At 61.3% G+C, this 18,241-nt stretch carries 16 protein-coding genes; 10 read left to right on the top strand and 6 right to left on the bottom strand.

The features are described 5' to 3' along the window. Positions 1-58: 58 nt before the first annotated feature. The gene (locus tag AB5Y90_RS03835; RefSeq protein WP_151287207.1) at positions 59-802 is read right to left on the bottom strand and encodes a phosphatase PAP2 family protein; all 744 of its coding nucleotides are present in this window, start codon (positions 800-802) and stop codon (positions 59-61) included. A gap of 248 nt (positions 803-1,050) precedes the next feature. Between AB5Y90_RS03835 and AB5Y90_RS03830 the strand changes: the two genes are divergently transcribed. The 9 genes from AB5Y90_RS03830 (at position 1,051) to AB5Y90_RS03790 (ending at position 11,332) form a co-directional block, all read left to right on the top strand. Continuing rightward, positions 1,051-2,172 carry a 4-phosphoerythronate dehydrogenase gene (locus AB5Y90_RS03830; protein ID WP_088869213.1) on the top strand — a complete coding sequence of 374 codons (1,122 nt, stop codon included), beginning with the start codon at positions 1,051-1,053 and terminating at the stop codon, positions 2,170-2,172. 194 nt (positions 2,173-2,366) lie between these two features. Further along, positions 2,367-3,383, top strand: a complete 1,017-nt coding sequence (locus AB5Y90_RS03825) for an aspartate-semialdehyde dehydrogenase (protein WP_005344937.1) — start codon at positions 2,367-2,369, stop codon at positions 3,381-3,383. Positions 3,384-3,654: 271 nt separating this feature from the next. After that, positions 3,655-5,859 (top strand): FimV/HubP family polar landmark protein, encoded by a 2,205-nt coding sequence (locus AB5Y90_RS03820; RefSeq protein ID WP_307895079.1) that lies wholly within the window; start codon positions 3,655-3,657, stop codon positions 5,857-5,859. A gap of 199 nt (positions 5,860-6,058) precedes the next feature. After that, on the top strand, positions 6,059-6,868 hold the full coding sequence (gene truA / locus AB5Y90_RS03815) for a tRNA pseudouridine(38-40) synthase TruA (protein ID WP_040066446.1): 810 nt from the start codon (positions 6,059-6,061) through the stop codon (positions 6,866-6,868). 119 nt (positions 6,869-6,987) lie between these two features. Further along, positions 6,988-7,851, top strand: a complete 864-nt coding sequence (accD, locus tag AB5Y90_RS03810; protein WP_005333765.1) for an acetyl-CoA carboxylase, carboxyltransferase subunit beta — start codon at positions 6,988-6,990, stop codon at positions 7,849-7,851. A 2-nt stretch (positions 7,852-7,853) separates the two neighbouring features. Continuing rightward, complete coding sequence (folC, locus tag AB5Y90_RS03805) at positions 7,854-9,113, top strand: bifunctional tetrahydrofolate synthase/dihydrofolate synthase (RefSeq protein WP_307895077.1); 1,260 nt, start codon at positions 7,854-7,856, stop codon at positions 9,111-9,113. A gap of 74 nt (positions 9,114-9,187) precedes the next feature. After that, on the top strand, positions 9,188-9,988 hold the full coding sequence (gene dedD, locus AB5Y90_RS03800; protein WP_307895076.1) for a cell division protein DedD: 801 nt from the start codon (positions 9,188-9,190) through the stop codon (positions 9,986-9,988). Between the two features lie 171 nt (positions 9,989-10,159). Continuing rightward, the gene (locus tag AB5Y90_RS03795; protein ID WP_005333757.1) at positions 10,160-10,477 is read left to right on the top strand and encodes a heavy metal-binding domain-containing protein; all 318 of its coding nucleotides are present in this window, start codon (positions 10,160-10,162) and stop codon (positions 10,475-10,477) included. A 252-nt stretch (positions 10,478-10,729) separates the two neighbouring features. Then, the gene (locus AB5Y90_RS03790) at positions 10,730-11,332 is read left to right on the top strand and encodes a hypothetical protein (RefSeq protein WP_139401049.1); all 603 of its coding nucleotides are present in this window, start codon (positions 10,730-10,732) and stop codon (positions 11,330-11,332) included. Positions 11,333-11,433: 101 nt separating this feature from the next. Here AB5Y90_RS03790 and cysG read toward each other — a convergent pair whose 3' ends face one another. From cysG to AB5Y90_RS03765, 5 genes are all read right to left on the bottom strand, one after another. Continuing rightward, on the bottom strand, positions 11,434-12,825 hold the full coding sequence (gene cysG / locus AB5Y90_RS03785; RefSeq protein WP_368166597.1) for a siroheme synthase CysG: 1,392 nt from the start codon (positions 12,823-12,825) through the stop codon (positions 11,434-11,436). 171 nt (positions 12,826-12,996) lie between these two features. Then, a complete protein-coding gene (asrC, locus tag AB5Y90_RS03780) occupies positions 12,997-14,007 on the bottom strand; it encodes a sulfite reductase subunit C (protein WP_368166596.1) in 1,011 nt (336 codons plus the stop codon). An 11-nt stretch (positions 14,008-14,018) separates the two neighbouring features. Next, the gene (gene asrB, locus AB5Y90_RS03775; protein ID WP_098969634.1) at positions 14,019-14,858 is read right to left on the bottom strand and encodes an anaerobic sulfite reductase subunit AsrB; all 840 of its coding nucleotides are present in this window, start codon (positions 14,856-14,858) and stop codon (positions 14,019-14,021) included. Between the two features lies 1 nt (position 14,859). After that, complete coding sequence (asrA, locus tag AB5Y90_RS03770) at positions 14,860-15,918, bottom strand: anaerobic sulfite reductase subunit AsrA (RefSeq protein WP_368166595.1); 1,059 nt, start codon at positions 15,916-15,918, stop codon at positions 14,860-14,862. Positions 15,919-16,118: 200 nt separating this feature from the next. Beyond that, positions 16,119-16,961 carry a patatin family protein gene (locus tag AB5Y90_RS03765; RefSeq protein WP_368166594.1) on the bottom strand — a complete coding sequence of 281 codons (843 nt, stop codon included), beginning with the start codon at positions 16,959-16,961 and terminating at the stop codon, positions 16,119-16,121. Positions 16,962-17,213: 252 nt separating this feature from the next. Here AB5Y90_RS03765 and AB5Y90_RS03760 point away from each other — a divergent pair, with 252 nt between their 5' ends. Then, the gene (locus tag AB5Y90_RS03760; RefSeq protein ID WP_368166593.1) at positions 17,214-18,230 is read left to right on the top strand and encodes a S66 peptidase family protein; all 1,017 of its coding nucleotides are present in this window, start codon (positions 17,214-17,216) and stop codon (positions 18,228-18,230) included. The last annotated feature ends 11 nt before the right edge of the window (positions 18,231-18,241 follow it).

The raw sequence follows: 18,241 nt of genomic DNA, 5'->3' as shown, positions 1-18,241 counted from the left end.
AAAGCGCTGGCTTGTCCTCCCATCCCACGCAGGATGCCGCGCCAAGATGGCGCACGATTCAATATCTGTGCAGCCACCAGCGGGCGGCAATTAGCGCCGTGAGCGTACCCAACAGGGCGCTGGCCAGCACATCCACCGGCCAGTGCATCCCCATTACCATGCGCGACAGACCAATCCCCAGCGCCCACAACGGCAGCAGCCAGGCGCCTGTGGGGGCTCGGGCCAGCCAGATAAGGCCAAAGAACTGGGCTAGGCTGATGGCGGCGATGCTGTGGCCGGAGGGGAAGGCGTAGTTTACCTCGGCCTGCCAGTGGTGGCCGAGCCATTCTGGCAGGGCCAGCAACTGGCTGGCGGCGTGAACCTGTTCACTGCGCACATCGATGCTACTGGCGTAGAAGCTCTTGATGGCCGGGATCAGCGCCTGACTCTCAAGCCAGAGCAGATAGGGTCTGGGCTCTTCGGTCAGGTGCTTGATCAGGCTCTTGAGCACCCAGTCGCTGGCAAGCAGGGCCGCCAGTGCACACCCCAGCGCAATGAAGGGAGCCAGCTCCAGTTTGAGTTTGTAGCGGGTCAGCAACAGCAAGAAGGCGCCACTGATCCCGATCCCGGGAATATCGACCATGCGGGTAAGGGCATATGACCACCATAGCCAGCCTGATTGCAGGGAGCCGGTCAGAAAAGGCTGCCAGGGCAGGGTGGCGAGCAGTAACAGGGGCAGGATCAACAGGGCAGTGAAGACAAGCACCTGGCTGCGGGTGAGTGAGGTGGTTGACGTTGGGAGCGACGAAGCGTGTGGCTGCATGGTAGGTATGGGCGATCGCGAAAAAAGAGGGGCATTGTGCCACCGTGATATGCTCGGACAAAGCCGAGCAGCACGTTTGTTACCTCTGCTTATACATTTGTGGCGACATCCTCTGTTTGAGCGGGCGGATGGGGTGGCTGCCGCACAATGTGGTCCCCTTTCGCGCCGGATTGCATCACAGGCTGAAATCTCGGGCGGCTTTGCGCTAGAATGGCGCCCCCGTGGCGGTTGTGACCAAAGAGAGCCCGATGAAGATAGTCGTTGATGAGAATATGCCCCATGCCGTGGAGCTGTTTGCCGAATTTGGCGAGGTGATCCCCTTGCCCGGACGGCAGATGCAGGCCCGCGATCTGCTGGATGCCGATGTGCTGCTGGTGCGTTCGGTCACCCGCGTCAACGGCGATTTGCTGGCGACCAGCCCCAAACTCGGGTTTGTCGGCACCGCCACCATAGGCACAGACCATGTGGACAAGGCCCTGCTGGCAAGCCGCAATATTCCCTTCTTCAGCGCCCCTGGTTGCAACAAGTATTCGGTGGGGGATTATGTGCTCTCAGCCCTGCTGGTGCTGGCGGAGCGCTATGAACTCGAGCTCTGGGCTATGACTTTGGCGGTGATTGGCGCGGGCAATACTGGCGAGTGTGTGGCGACCAAGGCCCAAGCGCTCGGCATGCGGGTGCTGCGCTGCGATCCACCCAAGGCGCGTAATACCCCCGATGCGGGCTTTGTCGATTATCAGACCGCTCTTGGTGCCGATATCGTCAGTTTCCACGTGCCCATTACCCGTGAAGGGCCGGATGCGACCTACCATCTGCTCGATGCCGAGCAGATTGCCGCGCGTCCTGCCGGGCAGATCCTGATCAACGCATCCCGTGGCGAGGTGTGGGATAACCGGGCCCTGCTGGCGCGCCAGTTGGGCGATGCGCCATTGCGACTGGTGATGGATGTGTGGGAGAACGAGCCCGAGCCACTGGCTGCGCTGGTGCCCCATACCGAGATTGCCACCCCCCATATAGCCGGTTACAGCCTGGAGGGGAAGGCCCGCGGTACCTGGATGCTCTACCAGGCGCTCTGCCAGCAGCTGGGACGCCAGCCTCGTCAGGATTTGAGTAAGCTCCTGCCAGCCCCCGATGTGCAGGCGGTGGTGCCGGGCCGCGCACCGGATCAGGCGTTGATCAAGCAGCTGGTGCATCTGGTCTATGACGTGCGCCGTGATGATGCCCGTTTCCGGGCCCGACTCGGCCTGCCCGGCAGCTTTGACGAGCAGCGCAAACACTATCCCGAGCGCCGTGAACTATCCTCCCTGCAGGTTGAGGGTGCGTTTGCCGACCAGGCGCTGGGCGAGCTGGGATTTGCGCTGTCACGCCCCTGAATCGGGGCCTAGGAGTTGGAAGATAACCGGAAGGGGTGAGCCGTACTGGCTACCTCGCCCCCATTTTTTTACTGAGCTGGCGCAGATACTACTGCGCTGGCTCAGCCATATCAGGCAGCGTCATCTCGCCGTGCGAGCGCCTGCCGACCATGGCGCCACCCGGCGCCATTGCAGCATTATCAGAGGAGAACAGAATGAGCCAGCAGTTTAACGTAGCGGTATTGGGTGCCAGCGGTGCCGTGGGTCAGGCGATGATCGAGATCCTGGAAGAGCGCGAATTTCCGGTAGCGACCCTCTATCCGCTGGCTTCCAGCCGTAGCGCCGGTGATACCGTGCGCTTTGGCGGCAAGAACCTCGAGATCCTCGATGTGGAGGAGTTTGACTGGAGCCAGGTGCAGATCGCACTCTTCTCCGCCGGTGCCGAGGTCTCTGCCAAGTGGGCGCCGATTGCTGCCGAACACGGCTGCATCGTCATCGACAACACCTCCTGCTTCCGTTACGACGAAGATATCCCGCTGGTGATCCCGGAAGTGAACCCGGATGCGCTGGCCGATTTTCGCAATCGCAACATCATCGCCAATCCCAACTGCTCGACCATCCAGATGCTGGTGGCCCTGAAGCCGCTGCACGACGAAGTGGGCATTGCCCGCATCAACGTGGCCACCTATCAATCCGTGTCAGGCTCCGGCAAAGAGGGGGTCAGCGAGCTGGCAGGTCAGACCGCTCATCTGCTCAACGGTCGTCCGGTGGAACCGACCCTCTATCCGCAACAGATCGCCTTTAACCTGATCCCGCAGATCGACAGCTTCACTGACAACGGCTACACCCGCGAAGAGATGAAGATGGTATGGGAAACCCAGAAGATCCTGGGCGATGCCAGCATTGCCGTGAATCCGACTTGCGTGCGGGTGCCGGTCTTCTACGGCCACGCCGAGGCGGTACACGTCGAACTGCACCAGCCGCTCGATGCCGAACAGGTCAAGGACCTGCTGCGCAATGCGCCGGGTGTGACCCTGTTTGATGACGAAGGGGACTATCCGACCCCGGTGCGTGACGCAACCGGCAAGGATGAGGTGCTGGTGGGCCGGGTACGCCAGGATATTTCTCACCCGAGTGGTATCAATATGTGGATCGTGGCCGATAACGTTCGTAAGGGCGCGGCAACCAACAGTGTACAGATTGCCGAGCTGCTGGTTCGCGACTATCTGTAAGGCTGGTCAGATGCCACAGATGCGCAGCAGGGAGTGCTGCGCATCCGGCCTGTGATCAAACCGGGGTGTGACCCATGCCGCACTCCGTCACTTCAAGATTCTGTTGCGATATCAACTGATTAAGTTTTTTCCTACACTCAGGGTCAAGTTGGGTGCTAAATGTGTCGGACTGCTGGCTTGCCAGGCGAGCCTGATTTATATTGAACCGACTGTTTTGGGGTAACTATCCAGATTTTTCAATGTGATAGGGCCGTCATACGAAGGAACGAATATGGGACATTCCCGCATAACATTGGCAACGCTACTCGCATTGGGTCTGCTGGGCACCGTCCAGGCTGAAGACTCGGCGCGGGAGCCTTTTTTTGTCGAGCTAAAAGGCCCTGACGAACCCGCACCTCCCGCCGTCAATTCCCAGCCGCTGGCGCAGCCGGTCGCCAGACCCGTGGCGCAACCGGTGCGTGCAACCGCCCAGCCGGTGGTACGTCAGGTCACTGCCAATGCCGGTAGCTATGGCCCTGTTCGTCCGACCGATACCCTCTGGAGCCTGGCGAGCAAATATCGCCCCTCCAATCGGGTCAGCGTCTACCAGACCATGGTGGCGATTTATGAGAAAAACCCCCGCAGTTTTGCCGATGGCAATATCAACCACATTCTGGTGGGTTCCCGCATTCTGCTGCCGACCGCGGCCGAGGCGAGCGTCATCACTGATGCACAGGCCCGCGCCAAGTTCCGCAGCGACAACGCCAGCTGGAAGGGGTTAAGCCCCAAATATCTGGCTGACAAGCAGGCCCATACCGCCAAGCCGGCTGCCGCCAAACCCGCGAAGGTTGAAGCCGCCAAGACCGAGCCGGTGAAGGCTGCGCCTGCGCCGCTACCAGTGGCGAAAGCCGCCCCCATTCCCGCCCCGGTGGTGGCTCCGCAACCGGCTGCTGAAACCAAAGAAGTGGCCAAGGTGAGCGAGCCTGCGCCGAAAGAGGCGGTAGCACCTGCTCCTCGCGCTGCAGAAGGCACCACCCCGGCGCCTCTGCCTTCCGATCTGGATAAACCGGTGGGCAAACCGGCTACCGAGATGGCGCTGGCACTGGAAGATGCCAATGCCCAGCTCGGCCAGGTGACCGAGATGAACCACAGGCTCAAGCTGCGTCTGCAATCCCTGACCGAAGAGGTGGAGACCCTCAAGGCCCAGCTGCAGGATCAGACGGCGCTGCAAAAAGAGATTGCCGAGCTCAAGGCGCAACCGGTCCCGCCGGTGGCAGCCGAGCCTGAGCCTGAGAAAAACTGGTTGATGGATCTGCTCTCCTCACCGCTCAACCTCGCCATGATCATCCTGCTGCCGGTGCTGCTGGTATTGGCGCTGGTGACCCTGTGGCTGCGTGCCCGGGCCCGCCGCGAACTGGAAGAGCAGGAGAAGAGCCTCTCCGAATCCACCGCCATGATGATGGATCAGGAGCAGAGCGAGTTTGATGATCTGCTGAGCGTCGATGTGACCGACAACGAGCCGGTGCGCCCTGTGCCGGATCTCAACACCCCGGATGGCTTTATGCCGATGGAGCCTGACGAGCCGGCCGCCAAGCCGGATGTCGATCTGGTGTTCAGCGACGAGGGCGAGATGGAGCTACAGGGCTTTGAGCCCGAGCGGATGGCGGCCCAGCCAGCCAGTCGTGACCCGGATCTGGTGCCGGATCTCGATCTCTCGCTGGATGAGCCCATTGCGCTGGCCAACGAGCCCGCCATGGATCTGGCCAGCGAGTTCAATCCCAAGCCCAAGGCCGCTGACGAGATCATGAGCGAAGAGGAGCTGCAGGCAGCCCTGTTTGCCGAGCTGGATGCGGATCTCTCCGCCGACCTCGAGCCCGATTTGAGCTCCATCGACAAAGTCGGTGCCGCTGACGACGATCTGGCCAGCTTCGATCTCGGCGATTTCGACAATGCCCTCGACGAGCCTGCTGCTGGCAAAGATGATAACGCTATTGATCTCAGTGCCGCAGAGGACGCTGACGAGAGTGCGGATGCCATGCTGGCCGAGCTCGGTCTTGAGCCTGTCAAGGCGAAGGAAGCCGAGCTGGATCTGGAATGGGATCCCAACGAGCTGGCGCTCTCTGATTTTGAAGATGCGTTCGCCGAGGTGGAATCACATCCGGCAGATGTTCAACCCCGTGAGCAGGCACAGGAGAGCGGCTACGTCGAGATCGACAAGCTGCTGGCCGAAGCGGATGCCACCGCGCCGGAGCAGGAGCCGTATCAGGGCTTCTCGCTGGATGTGGGGCTCGATGGCTTCCCCGAGGTGCTGCCGGAATCCACCGGGTTTGATGTGGATGCCGACGACGGCGGTGTGGGTGCCAAGCTGGATCTGGCCCGTGCCTACCTCGAGATTGACGACAAGGATAGCGCCCGCGAGCTGCTGCAAGAGGCAGCGGAGCAGGGCAGCGATCACCAGCGTGCCGAAGCCGAGAAGTTACTCAAGCGGTTGGGCTAAAGCATCTCCCATCACGGGATCAGCAAAACGGGGGCAGCCAGCAGGCTGCCCTCTTCTTTTGGCGATTTGCGATGGGGGATCATGGCCGCGCAGGCTGACCATCCAGGCCAATTGCGCGCGTGGTGGGACTTTTCGGGCTGAGCGCGTATAATCCGCCCCGTTTCTTTCACTGCGTTTTCACAACAAGACAAGTTTATCCATGCGAATTGCCCTAGGTATTGAATATGACGGCAGCCGGTATTTCGGCTGGCAGCGTCAGCGTGAAGTGATCAGCGTGCAGGCTGAACTGGAGACGGCGCTGAGCCGGATTGCCAACCACCCTGTCTCCATCCAGTGTGCCGGGCGCACCGATGCCGGTGTCCATGCGACCGGTCAGGTGATCCACTTCGATACCGAGGCGAACCGTGCCGAAGGGGCCTGGACCCTGGGGCTCAATTCCAACCTGCCGCCGGATATCGCCGTGCGCTGGGTCAAACAGGTGGACGAGAGCTTCCACGCCCGCTTCAGCGCCACCGCCCGTCGCTACCGCTATGTCATCTACAACCACAACTACCGGCCGGCGATCCTCGGCAGTGGCGTCAGCCACTACCACGAGACCATCGATGCCGAGTTGATGCACCAGGCGGGCCAGAGCCTGCTGGGGGAGCACGACTTCAGCACCTTCCGTGCCGTCGCCTGCCAATCCAACACCCCGTGGCGCAATGTGACCCATCTGTGTGTCAGCCGCTCCGGCCCCTACATCGTGCTCGACATCAAGGCCAACGCCTTCCTGCACCATATGGTGCGCAACATCACCGGCTCCCTGCTGCTGGTGGGGCAGGGGCTCAAACCGGTGGAGTGGATTGCCGAGGTGCTGGCTGCCAAGGATCGCAATCTGGCCGGGCCGACCGCTAAGGCCGGTGGCCTTTATTTGGTCGACGTGGATTACCCGGCCGAGTTTGCTCTACCGCAGTTGCCGCTCGGCCCGCTGTGGCTGCCGGACTCGGCACCGGGTACGACCAGTTTTTAGTAACTGCGCCCGAAAAATTGTGGTTTAATGACCCGTCATTTGTTGCCATCGAGCTATTAAGTCATTGAACAATCTAGGCTCGATGCGTTTTGTCAGGCACAAAAGCATTAAGGAATTCCATGAGCTGGCTTGAGAAGATTCTTCCCAAGAGCAAGATCACTGCGCCTCGTCGTCACAACATTCCGGAAGGGGTGTGGACCAAGTGCAGTGCTTGTGAACAGGTGCTCTACCGGGCAGAGTTGGAGCGCAACCTCGAAGTGTGCCCCAAGTGTGATCATCATATGCGCATCAGCGCCCGCGCCCGTCTCGAGAGCTTCCTCGACGAGCAGGGTCGTACCGAGATCGGTGCCGAGCTGGAGCCGCAGGATGTACTGAAATTCAAGGATTCCAAGCGCTACAAGGATCGTTTGTCTGCCGCTCAGAAAGAGACGGCGGAGAAAGATGCGCTGGTGGTGATGAAAGGGACCCTCAAAGGGGTACCGGTTGTCGCCTGTTCGTTCGAATTCTCCTTCATGGGTGGCTCCATGGCCTCCGTGGTCGGTGCCCGCTTTGTGCGCGCCGTCGAGGAGTGCATCAAGGAAGGCCGTGGTCTGGTTTGCTTCTCCGCCTCTGGTGGTGCCCGCATGCAGGAAGCCCTCTTCTCCCTGATGCAGATGGCCAAGACCAGTGCAGCGCTGGACCGACTCACCAAGGCGGGCCTGCCCTATATCTCCGTGCTGACCGACCCCACCATGGGTGGCGTCTCTGCCAGTCTGGCGATGCTGGGTGACATCAACGTGGGCGAGCCCAAGGCGCTGATCGGCTTTGCCGGCCCGCGCGTTATCGAGCAGACCGTGCGCGAGAAACTGCCGGAAGGCTTCCAGCGCTCCGAGTTCCTGCTGGAAAAGGGTGCCATCGATATCATCATCGATCGCCGTGAAATGCGTAACCGTCTGGCCAGCCTGCTCGCCAAAATGCTGAATACTCACGTCATCGAAGAGTGAAGATGAGTTCAAACATGCAACAATCCCAAAGCCGGTCGCTTGTCGACTGGCTTTCTTATTTGGAGCAGATCCATCCGGTCAATATCGACATGGGGCTGGATCGGGTCGGTGCTGTCGCCCGGCGTATGGGGCTTACCCAGCTGCCGTTCAAGGTGATCACGGTGGCGGGCACCAACGGCAAGGGCTCCAGCTGTGCCATGGCGGCCAGCATTCTGATGGCCGCAGGCTACAAGGTCGGCGTCTACTCCTCGCCCCATCTGTTGCGCTTTACCGAGCGGGTGCGGGTCAACGGGCAAGAGCTGGCCGACAGCGATCACTGCGCCGCCTTTGCCGAGGTGGAAGCCGCTCGCGGCGAGATTGCCCTTACCTTCTTCGAGTTCGCCACTCTGGCTGGTTTGTGGCTCTTCTGCCGCGCCGCCCCCGATGTGCTGCTGCTGGAAGTGGGGCTGGGCGGTCGACTCGACGCCACCAACGTGGTGGAGTCCGATGTGGCCATGATCACCTCCATTGCCCTCGATCACTGCGACTGGCTGGGTGATACCCGCGAAGCAGTGGCGGTGGAGAAGGCGGGGGTCTATCGCGCTGGCAAGTCCGCCATCAGCGGTGAGCCCAATCCGCCTGCGACTATCGCGAGCGAAGCACAGCGTCTTGGTGCCAACCTGCGTCAGGTCGGTATCGATTTTCGTGGCGATGAGCACGAGAGCGGTTGGGATTATCACGGCCTCAACCAGTGGCGGGATCTGCCAAAACCGGCGCTGCCGCTGATGAACGCGGTGACCGTGCTGGCGGCGCTGGAATCCCTCGGCTTGCCGCTGCCAGAGTCCGCCATTCGTGACGGGCTTGCCAATGCCCGGCTGGCTGGCCGGATGCAGCAGTTGCAAAGTGCGCCGCTGGTGATCGTCGATGTGGCACACAATCCTCATTCGGCGGCCTATCTGGCCGCGCAATTGCGCAAGATGCCCTGCACGGGTGTGCGCCGCGCCGTGGTCGGCATGCTCAAAGACAAGGACATGGCGGGATCCCTTGCCGAACTCGATGGTCTGATCGGCGAGTGGTATCTGGCCAGCCTCACCGGCCCGCGCGCCGCCACCGCTGCGCAGCTGGCTGCGGCGCTGGGGGAGGGCAAGGGCCCTGCCAGGGAGTTTGATGATGTCAGCGCCGCTTATCAGGCAGCGTTGGCCGCATCGAGTCCGGACGATATGGTCATTGTGTTTGGTTCGTTTTACACTGTCGCCGACATTCTGGCGGGTGTCGCCGTCTAGGCCACACCCCGGCTCCCTGGCCCTCGGGCGGGGAGCCAAATCGCATATTGAGTTACGTAAAGGTAGGATTCAACTTGGCCTCGAAGTTTCAAAACCGTCTGGTGGGCACCGTCATCCTGGTGGCCCTGGTTGTTATTTTCCTGCCGGACTTGCTGGATGGTCACAAGCTGGCACAAAAGGAGGAGGCCTTTGCCAAGATCCCGCTGCGCCCTGAGCTGGAGCCTGCCAAGCCTGCGCTGCAGGTCTCGGCAGCCAGCAGCCTGCCAGCCGATCATCTGGCCAGCCAGCAACAGGCCTCTGCGGCCCAGCAGTGGCAAGTGGAAGAGGTGGCTGACCCCATGACCCTCGCCAGTCAGGGCAACGGGGCGCAGCCGGCGACAACCCCTGCCGCACCGGCACCGGTTCAGCCGCAACAGAATGCTCAACCCAAGCCACAGCCCAAGCCGGAAGTGGTGGCCAAAAAACCGGTCGAACCGCCAAAGCCAGCACCCAAGCCGATGCCAGCCAAACCGGTTGAAGTTGCCAAGGCACCCACACCGACCAAGCCGCAGGCGGGTCAGATCAAGTCCCTCGACGATCTGATTGAAAGCAAGATGACCCAGCCGACCACTCCCGCGCCTGCTGCGGCACCGGCGCAGGGCAGCTGGATCCTTCAGCTTGGCGCCTTCAAGAACGTCGACAGCGTCAACGCGCTGGTGAGCAAGCTGCGGGCGGCGGGCTACTCTGCCCACACCTCGCCGCGCACACCGGTTCAGGGTCAGCTCAACCGGGTCTTTATCGGACCGGATGTATCCAAGGCCAAACTGCAGGGCATGCAGGGGCGGATCTCCCAGATGACCGGCCTCAGTGGCTCGGTGGTCTCTTACAATCCGTGACGGCTTGCCGTTGGCAATGGCCTTTTGAAACAAACACCGCGCCCCGTGCGCGGTGTTTTTTTATCTGGCTGTCGTGATTTTTAAGGTCGACGTCGTACAGGCCACCACCCGGTTGGGATTTTCGGGCAGTTGGGGTAGTCTGAGCCCTTCTGCTACTCACAGGAGTTCAAGATGATCCTCTCGACGACCCCCACGCTGGAAGGCAAAACCATTCGTGAATACCGCGGCATCGTGGTTGGCGAAGCCATTCTCGGCGCCAACATTTTCAAGGATCTCTTCGCCGGGATCCGCGACATCATCGGCGGCCGCTCTGGCGCCTATGAAAAAGAGCTGGCCCGTGCCCGCGAGATCGCCTTCGATGAGCTCAAAGAGCGTGCCGCCGCCCTTGGCGCCAATGCGGTGGTCGGAATCGATATCGACTACGAGGTGGTGGGGCAAAATGGCAGCATGCTGATGGTCAGCATCAGTGGCACCGCCGTGGTGGTCTGATCGGGCCTCCGCCTCTGCATGGGCAATGAGCCGATAACCGGGTTATCGGCTTTTTTATTGCCTGTCTGATACGTGGCGGCTGGCAGGGTTATCACTCAACCCATTGATTTTAAATATTTATATTTATTAATAATTCCCCTATCCGGTTTTATTTTTTTTAACTGGGTAGCCCGAGAGGGTCAAGCTAGAGTGCCGCCATCATGAACAACACCGCTCACGGACGAGGTTCTCTTCTCTTGAAGGCGTATCACTATGAATCAAAAACCTGCTCTGCTGACCCTTGTCATGTTGGCCATGACCGCCCATGCCGGCAGTGCCCTCGCGGCGCTGCCCAATTTCAGCGCCACTTGTCCCACCGATATCCGGGTCAAGTCGCAAGGGGGCAACGTCTTTATCAATGGCAAGAAGGCGACCCTGAAAACGCTGGCGCCCGCCGCCTATTCGGCCACAAACGGCAAGGTGGTCATCGGTATCACCTTCGATCTGCCCGCCAGCGAACCCACCCTGGATTACGTCATCAAGCATGATCGCCGGGCCCACGGCTTTTGCACCGTGCACGCCTGGTCGGCGGGCAAGGCAGCCGCACTGCCGATGGCCAAGGGGGACTCGCCCTATCAGGGCAAGTGGATCGCCAAGAACCGCGAGACAGGCGCCACGGTGGCCAATATTCAGGTGGATGGCAAGGAGCAGGTGTGGGTCAACGGAGTCAAGGTGAAGGCGAAACGGGCCGATGGTGCGCTGCAGTTTCGTCAGGGCACCATCCTCTACACCTTGCAGGGGGATCCGCGCATTCGCGATGAGAGCGACTGGAATGACAGCGATGTTCAGAATACCGGCCCCATCACTCTGGAGTAACAGACGCGCCGTGCCACGGCTTGGTCATTGATGCAAAAAACAGAGAGCGGCATGGCCGCTCTCTGTTTTGTTGTCTCTATTGGTTGATCGCCGTGGCGGGGTTAGATGCCGTGGATGGCGTTGGCTTCCCCATACCAGTCCAGCTTGTCGGCCAGAGTGACCACCGAGCCGATGATGATGAGACTCGGGCTCTTCACCTGACGGGCCAGTTCGGCCAACTGCCGCAGCTCGCCGCGCACCACCCGCTGACTGAGCTGGGTGCCTTGCTCCACCAGCGCCACCGGGGTGTGGCCGGGCATGCCGTGGGTTTGCAGCGCATCCTGAATGCGGGCGGCGTGGGCCAGCCCCATGTAGAAGACCAGGGTCTGGCGTGGGGCGACCAGCGCCGACCACTCCTGGGCGATATTGCCCTCCTTGTCGTGGCCGGTGATGAACTGCACCCGCTGGGCATGATCGCGGTGGGTAAGGGGAATGCCGCTGTAGGCGGCGCAGCCTGAGGCTGCCGTAATGCCCGGTACTACCGAGAAGGGGATGCCCGCCTCGGCCAGGGTCTCCAGCTCCTCACCGCCACGGCCAAAGATAAAGGGATCGCCTCCTTTGAGCCGCACCACCTGTTTGCCGAGGCGGGCCTGCTCAAGCAACAGCTGGTTGATCGCCTGCTGGGGCACGCAGTGGCGGCCCGCCTCCTTGCCGACAAAGATCCGCTCGGCATCCCGGCGCACAAGTGCCAGCACCTCCTGCGAGACCAGCCGGTCATAGACCACCACATCCGCCTGTTGCAGCTGTTGCAGACCGCTCAGGGTGAGCAGCCCCGCATCGCCGGGGCCGGCGCCCACCAGGGTGACGCTTCCCTTGCTCTGCGGTTGCTCATCGAGCAGCTCGTTGATGCTCTGTTCGGCAGCCTGTTGTTGGCCGCGGGCCAGCTGGCATGCCAGTCGCTCATGGCTAAAGAGCCGCTCCCAGAAACGGCGGCGAGCCAGCTTGTCCGGTATGGCCTTGACCCGCTTGCGCAGCTTGCCCGCCAGCACCGCGAGCTGGCCGAGGTGCTGCGGCAACATGCCTTCGAGCTTTTCCCGCAGCTGGCGGCTCAGCACCGGCGCCGAACCTGCGCTGGAGATGGCCACCATCAGCGGCGAGCGGTCGATGATGGCGGGCATGATGGCGCTGCAGTGGGCCGGAGAGTCCACCACGTTGCAGAAGATCTGGCGCCGATTCGCTTCGTTGAATACCTGCTGGTTGACCTCGGGCTGGTTGGTGGCGGCGATCACCAGCCATTTGCCATCGAGCAGCTCGGGGTGAAAGTCGGCAGCGCAGACGGTCAGCAGTCCCTGCTCGGCCCAGCTCATCAGCTGGGGTTCGAGATGGGGGGCATTGATGGTCACCCGGGCTTTGGCATCGAGCAGCAGGCGCGCCTTGCGCACCGCGACTTCGCCACCACCGACGATAAGCACCGGCTTGTGTTGCAGCTGACAGAAGAGAGGGAGAAAGTCCATAACGGGCTCCGGATGCGGGTCCGGCAGCAGCGGGCTGCGCAGGACGAAAAGAGGAGAAGGCGTTGTAACGCAGTGAGAGGAAAAAGGGGGAAGCGTGATCCACGCCCGGGCCAACGACAGATCCCCACCGGTGTCGGCCACTTGATCACGCTTCCCCAAACGAGGTTTTTCCTATTGCACCGCTTTGACGTGCATGTTGGCGACGTACTGATCTTCGGCCCAGAAGATGCGGTCAGCGACCATGGCTTCCGGGTTGAGGGTGACGCCGCGCAGCACCCGCTCCTTGAACTTGTGATAACCGGCCCGGTCGATGAGATGGCCCATGTGCAGGTAGATGGGCTTGCCATCCAGCATCTCGGCTTCGAACTCGAACAGGTTCTTGATCACCGCATGCAGCACCTCTTCGGTCACCCAGTTGAGGAACAGCTTGCCGGTACGAGGAGTCTTCTTGCTGGTGCGCCCCCCCAGCTTGACCATGTAGAGCTGCTTGGGATCCCGCTGCCAGGCCAGGGTCGGGCAGGCCAGCACGCACTCGCCACAGCCGATGCACTTGCTCTCCTCTTTGACCGCCTTGCCATGCTTGATGGCGAGGCAATCCACCGCGTGGTGGCTACATGCCTTGACGCAGGCGCCGCAGCCGATGCAGCGCTCGGCATTGAAGTGGATTTTGGCGATGCCGAGGATGCCGAAGTCGGCCATGTTGGCCTTGGCGCAGTCGTTTGGACAGCCGGCGATCACCATCTTGAGGTGATAGGGGTTGGGGTAGAGGTGCTTCTCCATCCGCTGGGCCAGCCTGGTGCAGTCGATATTGCCCTTCTGGCAGATGGTGTTGCCCTGACAGGCGACGATGTTGCGCCCGCCGATGGTCTGGTAACCGGCTGTGGTGTCCTCTACCTCGATGCCGCAGGTCTCCACCTCGATCTCCTTGATAAAGGGTTCGAGGGCGGCGTTGACCTTGTCCATGTCCTGATACTTGATGCCAGGCATCGCCAGCTTCTGGCGGGTGGTGAGGTGGATCAGGCCGTTGCCGTACTGTTCGGCGATCTGCTGGGCCACCGCCAGCAGGTGGGCGGGCATGATCCCGCCGGGAATGCGTACGCTGATCATCGCTTCGCCGCGCACCTTGGAGAGGCGGTATTCGTTCTTGGCGCGGGCCTTGATGATGTCGATATCGAGACTCATGGTGTTCTCCCTCAGTCGATCAGATGCTGGGCCTGGTCAAAACGAAAGACCGGTCCATCCACGCAGATATAGGTGTCGCCCATCCGGCAGTGGCCACACTTGCCCACGGCGCAGGCCATGCGGCGTTCGTAGTCGACCCAGATGCGATCCTTGGGGATGCCCCGTTCTAGGAAGGCGAGCACCACGAAGCGGATCATGATGGGGGGGCCGACCACGATCACCTGGATATCCTCCTTGTCAGCGAGATCCAGCTGGTCGATGTAGTCGGTGACCCGCCCGATGCGAAACTGCTCGCTCTCCTTGCCCTCATCCAGGGTGACGATAAGGTTCTGCTGCTCGGCCCAGAGCGGCATCTCGTGGCGATAGAGCACCGCCTGCTCGTTCTTGAAGCCGAGGATCATGTCGAGTGACTTCACCTCTTCCGGATGTTTGCTGAAGCGGCGCAGCAGCCCCTTGACCGGCGCGACGCCGGTACCGCCCGCCACCACGATGAGGTGCTGGTTGCGGTAGGTTTCCAGCGGGTAGCCATTGCCGTGGACGCCGCGCATCCACACCTTGTCGCCCACATCGAGGGCAAACAGCGCATCGGTCACCTTGCCGACCTTGCGGATCAACAGATCCACATAGCCATCGCCATAGTCGGAGACCGAGATGGGCGCTTCGCCGACGGTGGGCAGGGAGATCTCCACAAACTGGCCGTAGTGGACATCAAAGTCGCGGGAGACCCGAAAGTTCCACTCCAGCTCGGTGTGACGCTCGATGGCCAGAATGGTGTAGGCCTTGGGCAGCAGGCGGTTTTCGACTGCTTCCTGCTGCGGTTCTGCTGTTGCGGTTTGCTGGCACTGGCACATATCAGTTCGCCCCCTGCGCGTTGTCGGCTGCGATGGTCTGTTCGACCACATCGGTCATCTTGTTGATGATGTTGCTAAAGGAGATGTAGTGAGGGCAGCGATCGTCGCAGCGGCCGCAGCCGACGCACATGTGCTCCTCTCCCTGACGGGCCTTGTAGTCGTTGACCTTGTGCAGGGCGCGATAACGCAGGCGCTCGCCATGTTTGGCGCGAAAACCGTGGCCACCGGCCATGTCGCTGAAGCCATCCACCATGCAGCTGGCCCATTGGCGACGGCGCTCACCCTGCTGGGGATTCTCCGCATAGGTGAGGTCGTGCACGCTATAGCAGCTGCAGGTCGGGCAGGAGGTGGTACAGCGGCCGCAACCGATGCAGCGGCTGTCGTACTCGGCCCAGACCGGATGGGCGGTGAGGATCTGGCGGATCCGCTGGGGGTCGTCACAGACGCTGTCCGGGGTGCGTACCTTGACCGGGTTGCTCTGGACAAATTCCGGGGTGAAGTCGTCGGATTCACCCAGTTCGGCAAAGTAGCCGAGCAGCTCGGGATCCTTCACCTCAATACGGGCACCCTCATCGCTCAGACGAATGGCGGCGGCGTAGTCCTGGGTCTCGTTGCTGCCCATGGAGACGCAGAAGCAGTTCTCGAAGCTCTCGCGGCACTCCAGCAGCACCAGCTTGAGCTTGCTGCGCAGTCTGGCGTAGTAGACGTCGCTGTTCTGGCCATTTTTCAGGTAGACCTGATCCAGCCTGCGCAGGGCGTGGATATCGCAGCTGCGCAAGAACAGCAGGGTGGGCTTGGCCTCCACCTTTGATTCACGCAGCTCCAGATTGTCGAAGTGGAACAGGGTCTGGGTGATGGGGAGCACCACCTCTTTCGGGGAGAAGTGGGACTTCTCCTGCCACACCAGATCGGCCGGATGGCGGATGCTGTGGTAGGTGACGTTGTCGGTGTCGGAGAAGCGGCCGCCCCGATATTCGGCCGCGGGCGCCATGATCCGGTAATCGGGCAGCAGCCGCTCGAACAGCTGCGCCAGCGCGGGCTGGGTGAGAAGAAACGACATAAATAAACACCTTGTATGAGGGTGAGATGCCCTGGCATAGGGATGAGGAGCGGGCCGGTCAGGATGTCTGGCATCGGTTCTGGCCGCGCTTGCCTCGCCACGGTCTGTTTTTATGACTCATGTTGCTCAACTGACCCGATTGTTATTGTGTTGGCGGCGCGTGCGTCGCGGCAGGTCGGGTCATGCCTGTAAAATCCTTATCAATTGAGCAGGGCGGCCTGATAGCCTGCGCACTTGCCCATCACGTATCCCATCTCCAGCTTGTTGATATCGCGGGTGAAACGGGAGACGGGGAAGTAGTCGGCCGGGGCGATCACCTCGATCTGGCAGTCCTCCGGCGGATTGGCGATAAAATCGAGCGCCTCGTTGTAGCTGCGATCCCGCTGCTCCAGCGCCTGTGCCAGCGCGGGGCGGGTCTTGAGCAGGGTGCGGATCATCCAGGGGAAGGGCATCGGCTTGAGCCGATAGCCAAGGGGCTCGGAGAGGATCACCGTCAGGTGACGGGCACCGCGGCGGTAGGCCTCGATCACCGGGATGGAGTCGGCCACCCCGCCATCTGTCATCGGTACCCCGTGCACCTCCGGGTATTCGTGGGAGGCGAGGGGAATGGCGCAGCTGGCGGGCAGCACCTCGTTCATGTTCTCCGGCTTGACCCGGATGTACTCCGCCTTGCCGGTCAGGGTATTGGTCACCACCGCATAGAAGGGGATACCGGTCTCCCGGTAGGCGTGAATGTCGAGGGGATACTTGCGGCAGCTGGTGTTCCACAGCCAGTGGATATCCACCAGATTGCCCCCCTTGGCAAAGCGCAGGGGATCCATAAATTGCTGGCTGCACGCCAGTTTGGTCAGGATCTCGTGGCTGCGGCCATGCTGGCTGGCGAGATAAGCCAGCAAGTTGGTGGCCCCCGCCGAGACGCCGATGGCGAAGTCAAAGGGGCGATAGTCATGCTCGATAAACGCATCCAGCACGCCGCTGGCAAATATGCCGCGCATGGCGCCGCCTTCTACAACCAATGCAGTGGGGGATGCGGTTTTGTTCATGACAGGCACCTCATCGATAAGTCGGAGAGAACACGTTCGGGCTGTCAGGCCGACCGTTCTGATTGCCAACCGGGGCTGGCCATCGCAATGAGGTCATTCTAAGAAGGTCGTGTCGTTTAGAATATCCGTTAATAATGAATTAAGCGTTTCGTATTTCTAAACAAAAGAGGTGAAACTCGTTGTACTAACAGGGGTTTTGTAGGAGTCTCAAAGGTTCTGTGATGGCTGGATATTGGCAAGGATGAGCAATTTATGACGTTACTGGTTCCCCCGCTGCTTAAACGTGGCGATACCATCGCTTTTTTCTCCCCCTCCAGTGCAGCGACCGCCTGGGCCCCCAACCGTTTTGCCCGTGCCAGGGCGTTTCTTGAAGGGCAGGGTTTCAAACTCAAGGCCGGTAGCCTGACCGGCCAGCAGGATCACTGGCGTTCCGGCTCGATTGCTGCTCGGGCCGAAGAGCTCAACGCCCTTATTCGCGACCCCGAAGTGCGCTGCATCATGTCGGTGATTGGCGGCAGCAACTCCAACTCCCTGCTGCCCTACCTCGACTTTGAGGCGCTGAGGCGCGATCCCAAGATCATCGTTGGCTACTCCGATGTGACGGCGCTGCTGCTCGGCATCCATGCCCAAATTGGCCTGGTTACCTTTTATGGCCCGGCGCTGGTGGCCTCCTTTGGCGAGTTGCCGCCGCTGGTGGATGAGACGCTGGCCAGTTTTTTACAGATTGTGCTGGCCGACGAAGCTGGCGTCCCCTGCACGTTGCCCACCCCGGCAAAGTGGAGCGATGAACGGCTGGACTGGGAGAACCAGACCCGGGCCAAGCAGTGCCAGCCCAATCGGCTGATCTCGGTCGGCTCAGGCCGGGTTGAGGGACGGCTGATTGGCGGCAACCTCAACACCATGGCGGGGATCTGGGGCTCCCCCTATATGCCCGTCATCGAGCGTGGTGACATTTTGCTGCTGGAGGACAGCCTGAAATCTGCCGAGACGGTGGAGCGCTCCTTTGCCCACCTCAAGCTGTGCGGGGTGTTTGATCGGATCGGCGCGCTTATCCTCGGCAAGCATGAGCTGTTCAACGCTCAGGGGAGCGGCAAGCGCCCACTCGATATCCTGCTGGAGGTGGTGGGGGAGCCGAGCTTCCCCATTCTGGCGGAGTTTGACTGCGCCCATACCCACCCCATGCTGACGTTGCCGCTGGGCATCGAGGTGGCACTCGATCTCGACCGCCAGCAGCTCACCTTGCTGGAGCCCTGGTGGCGAGCAGAATGAGGGCGAAATGA

The sequence above is a fragment of the Aeromonas sp. R4-1 genome (assembly GCF_040908325.1).
Taxonomy (GTDB): domain Bacteria; phylum Pseudomonadota; class Gammaproteobacteria; order Enterobacterales; family Aeromonadaceae; genus Aeromonas; species Aeromonas veronii.
Note: the sequence above shows the minus strand (reverse complement) of the source record. Positions and strands in the feature narration are given on the sequence as shown.

What these genes read in the sequence shown, in the direction of transcription:
- AB5Y90_RS03760 (WP_368166593.1), top strand. Translation starts at nt 17,214, where the DNA reads ATGACGTTACTGGTTCCCCCGCTGCTTAAACGTGGCGATACCATCGCT.
- AB5Y90_RS03790 (WP_139401049.1), top strand. Translation starts at nt 10,730, where the DNA reads ATGAATCAAAAACCTGCTCTGCTGACCCTTGTCATGTTGGCCATGACC.
- AB5Y90_RS03795 (WP_005333757.1), top strand. Translation starts at nt 10,160, where the DNA reads ATGATCCTCTCGACGACCCCCACGCTGGAAGGCAAAACCATTCGTGAA.
- truA (WP_040066446.1), top strand. Translation starts at nt 6,059, where the DNA reads ATGCGAATTGCCCTAGGTATTGAATATGACGGCAGCCGGTATTTCGGC.
- AB5Y90_RS03835 (WP_151287207.1), bottom strand. Translation starts at nt 802, where the DNA reads ATGCAGCCACACGCTTCGTCGCTCCCAACGTCAACCACCTCACTCACC.
- cysG (WP_368166597.1), bottom strand. Translation starts at nt 12,825, where the DNA reads ATGGACTTTCTCCCTCTCTTCTGTCAGCTGCAACACAAGCCGGTGCTT.
- AB5Y90_RS03830 (WP_088869213.1), top strand. Translation starts at nt 1,051, where the DNA reads ATGAAGATAGTCGTTGATGAGAATATGCCCCATGCCGTGGAGCTGTTT.
- AB5Y90_RS03765 (WP_368166594.1), bottom strand. Translation starts at nt 16,961, where the DNA reads ATGAACAAAACCGCATCCCCCACTGCATTGGTTGTAGAAGGCGGCGCC.
- asrC (WP_368166596.1), bottom strand. Translation starts at nt 14,007, where the DNA reads ATGAGTCTCGATATCGACATCATCAAGGCCCGCGCCAAGAACGAATAC.
- AB5Y90_RS03820 (WP_307895079.1), top strand. Translation starts at nt 3,655, where the DNA reads ATGGGACATTCCCGCATAACATTGGCAACGCTACTCGCATTGGGTCTG.
- folC (WP_307895077.1), top strand. Translation starts at nt 7,854, where the DNA reads ATGAGTTCAAACATGCAACAATCCCAAAGCCGGTCGCTTGTCGACTGG.
- asrB (WP_098969634.1), bottom strand. Translation starts at nt 14,858, where the DNA reads ATGTGCCAGTGCCAGCAAACCGCAACAGCAGAACCGCAGCAGGAAGCA.
- AB5Y90_RS03825 (WP_005344937.1), top strand. Translation starts at nt 2,367, where the DNA reads ATGAGCCAGCAGTTTAACGTAGCGGTATTGGGTGCCAGCGGTGCCGTG.
- asrA (WP_368166595.1), bottom strand. Translation starts at nt 15,918, where the DNA reads ATGTCGTTTCTTCTCACCCAGCCCGCGCTGGCGCAGCTGTTCGAGCGG.
- accD (WP_005333765.1), top strand. Translation starts at nt 6,988, where the DNA reads ATGAGCTGGCTTGAGAAGATTCTTCCCAAGAGCAAGATCACTGCGCCT.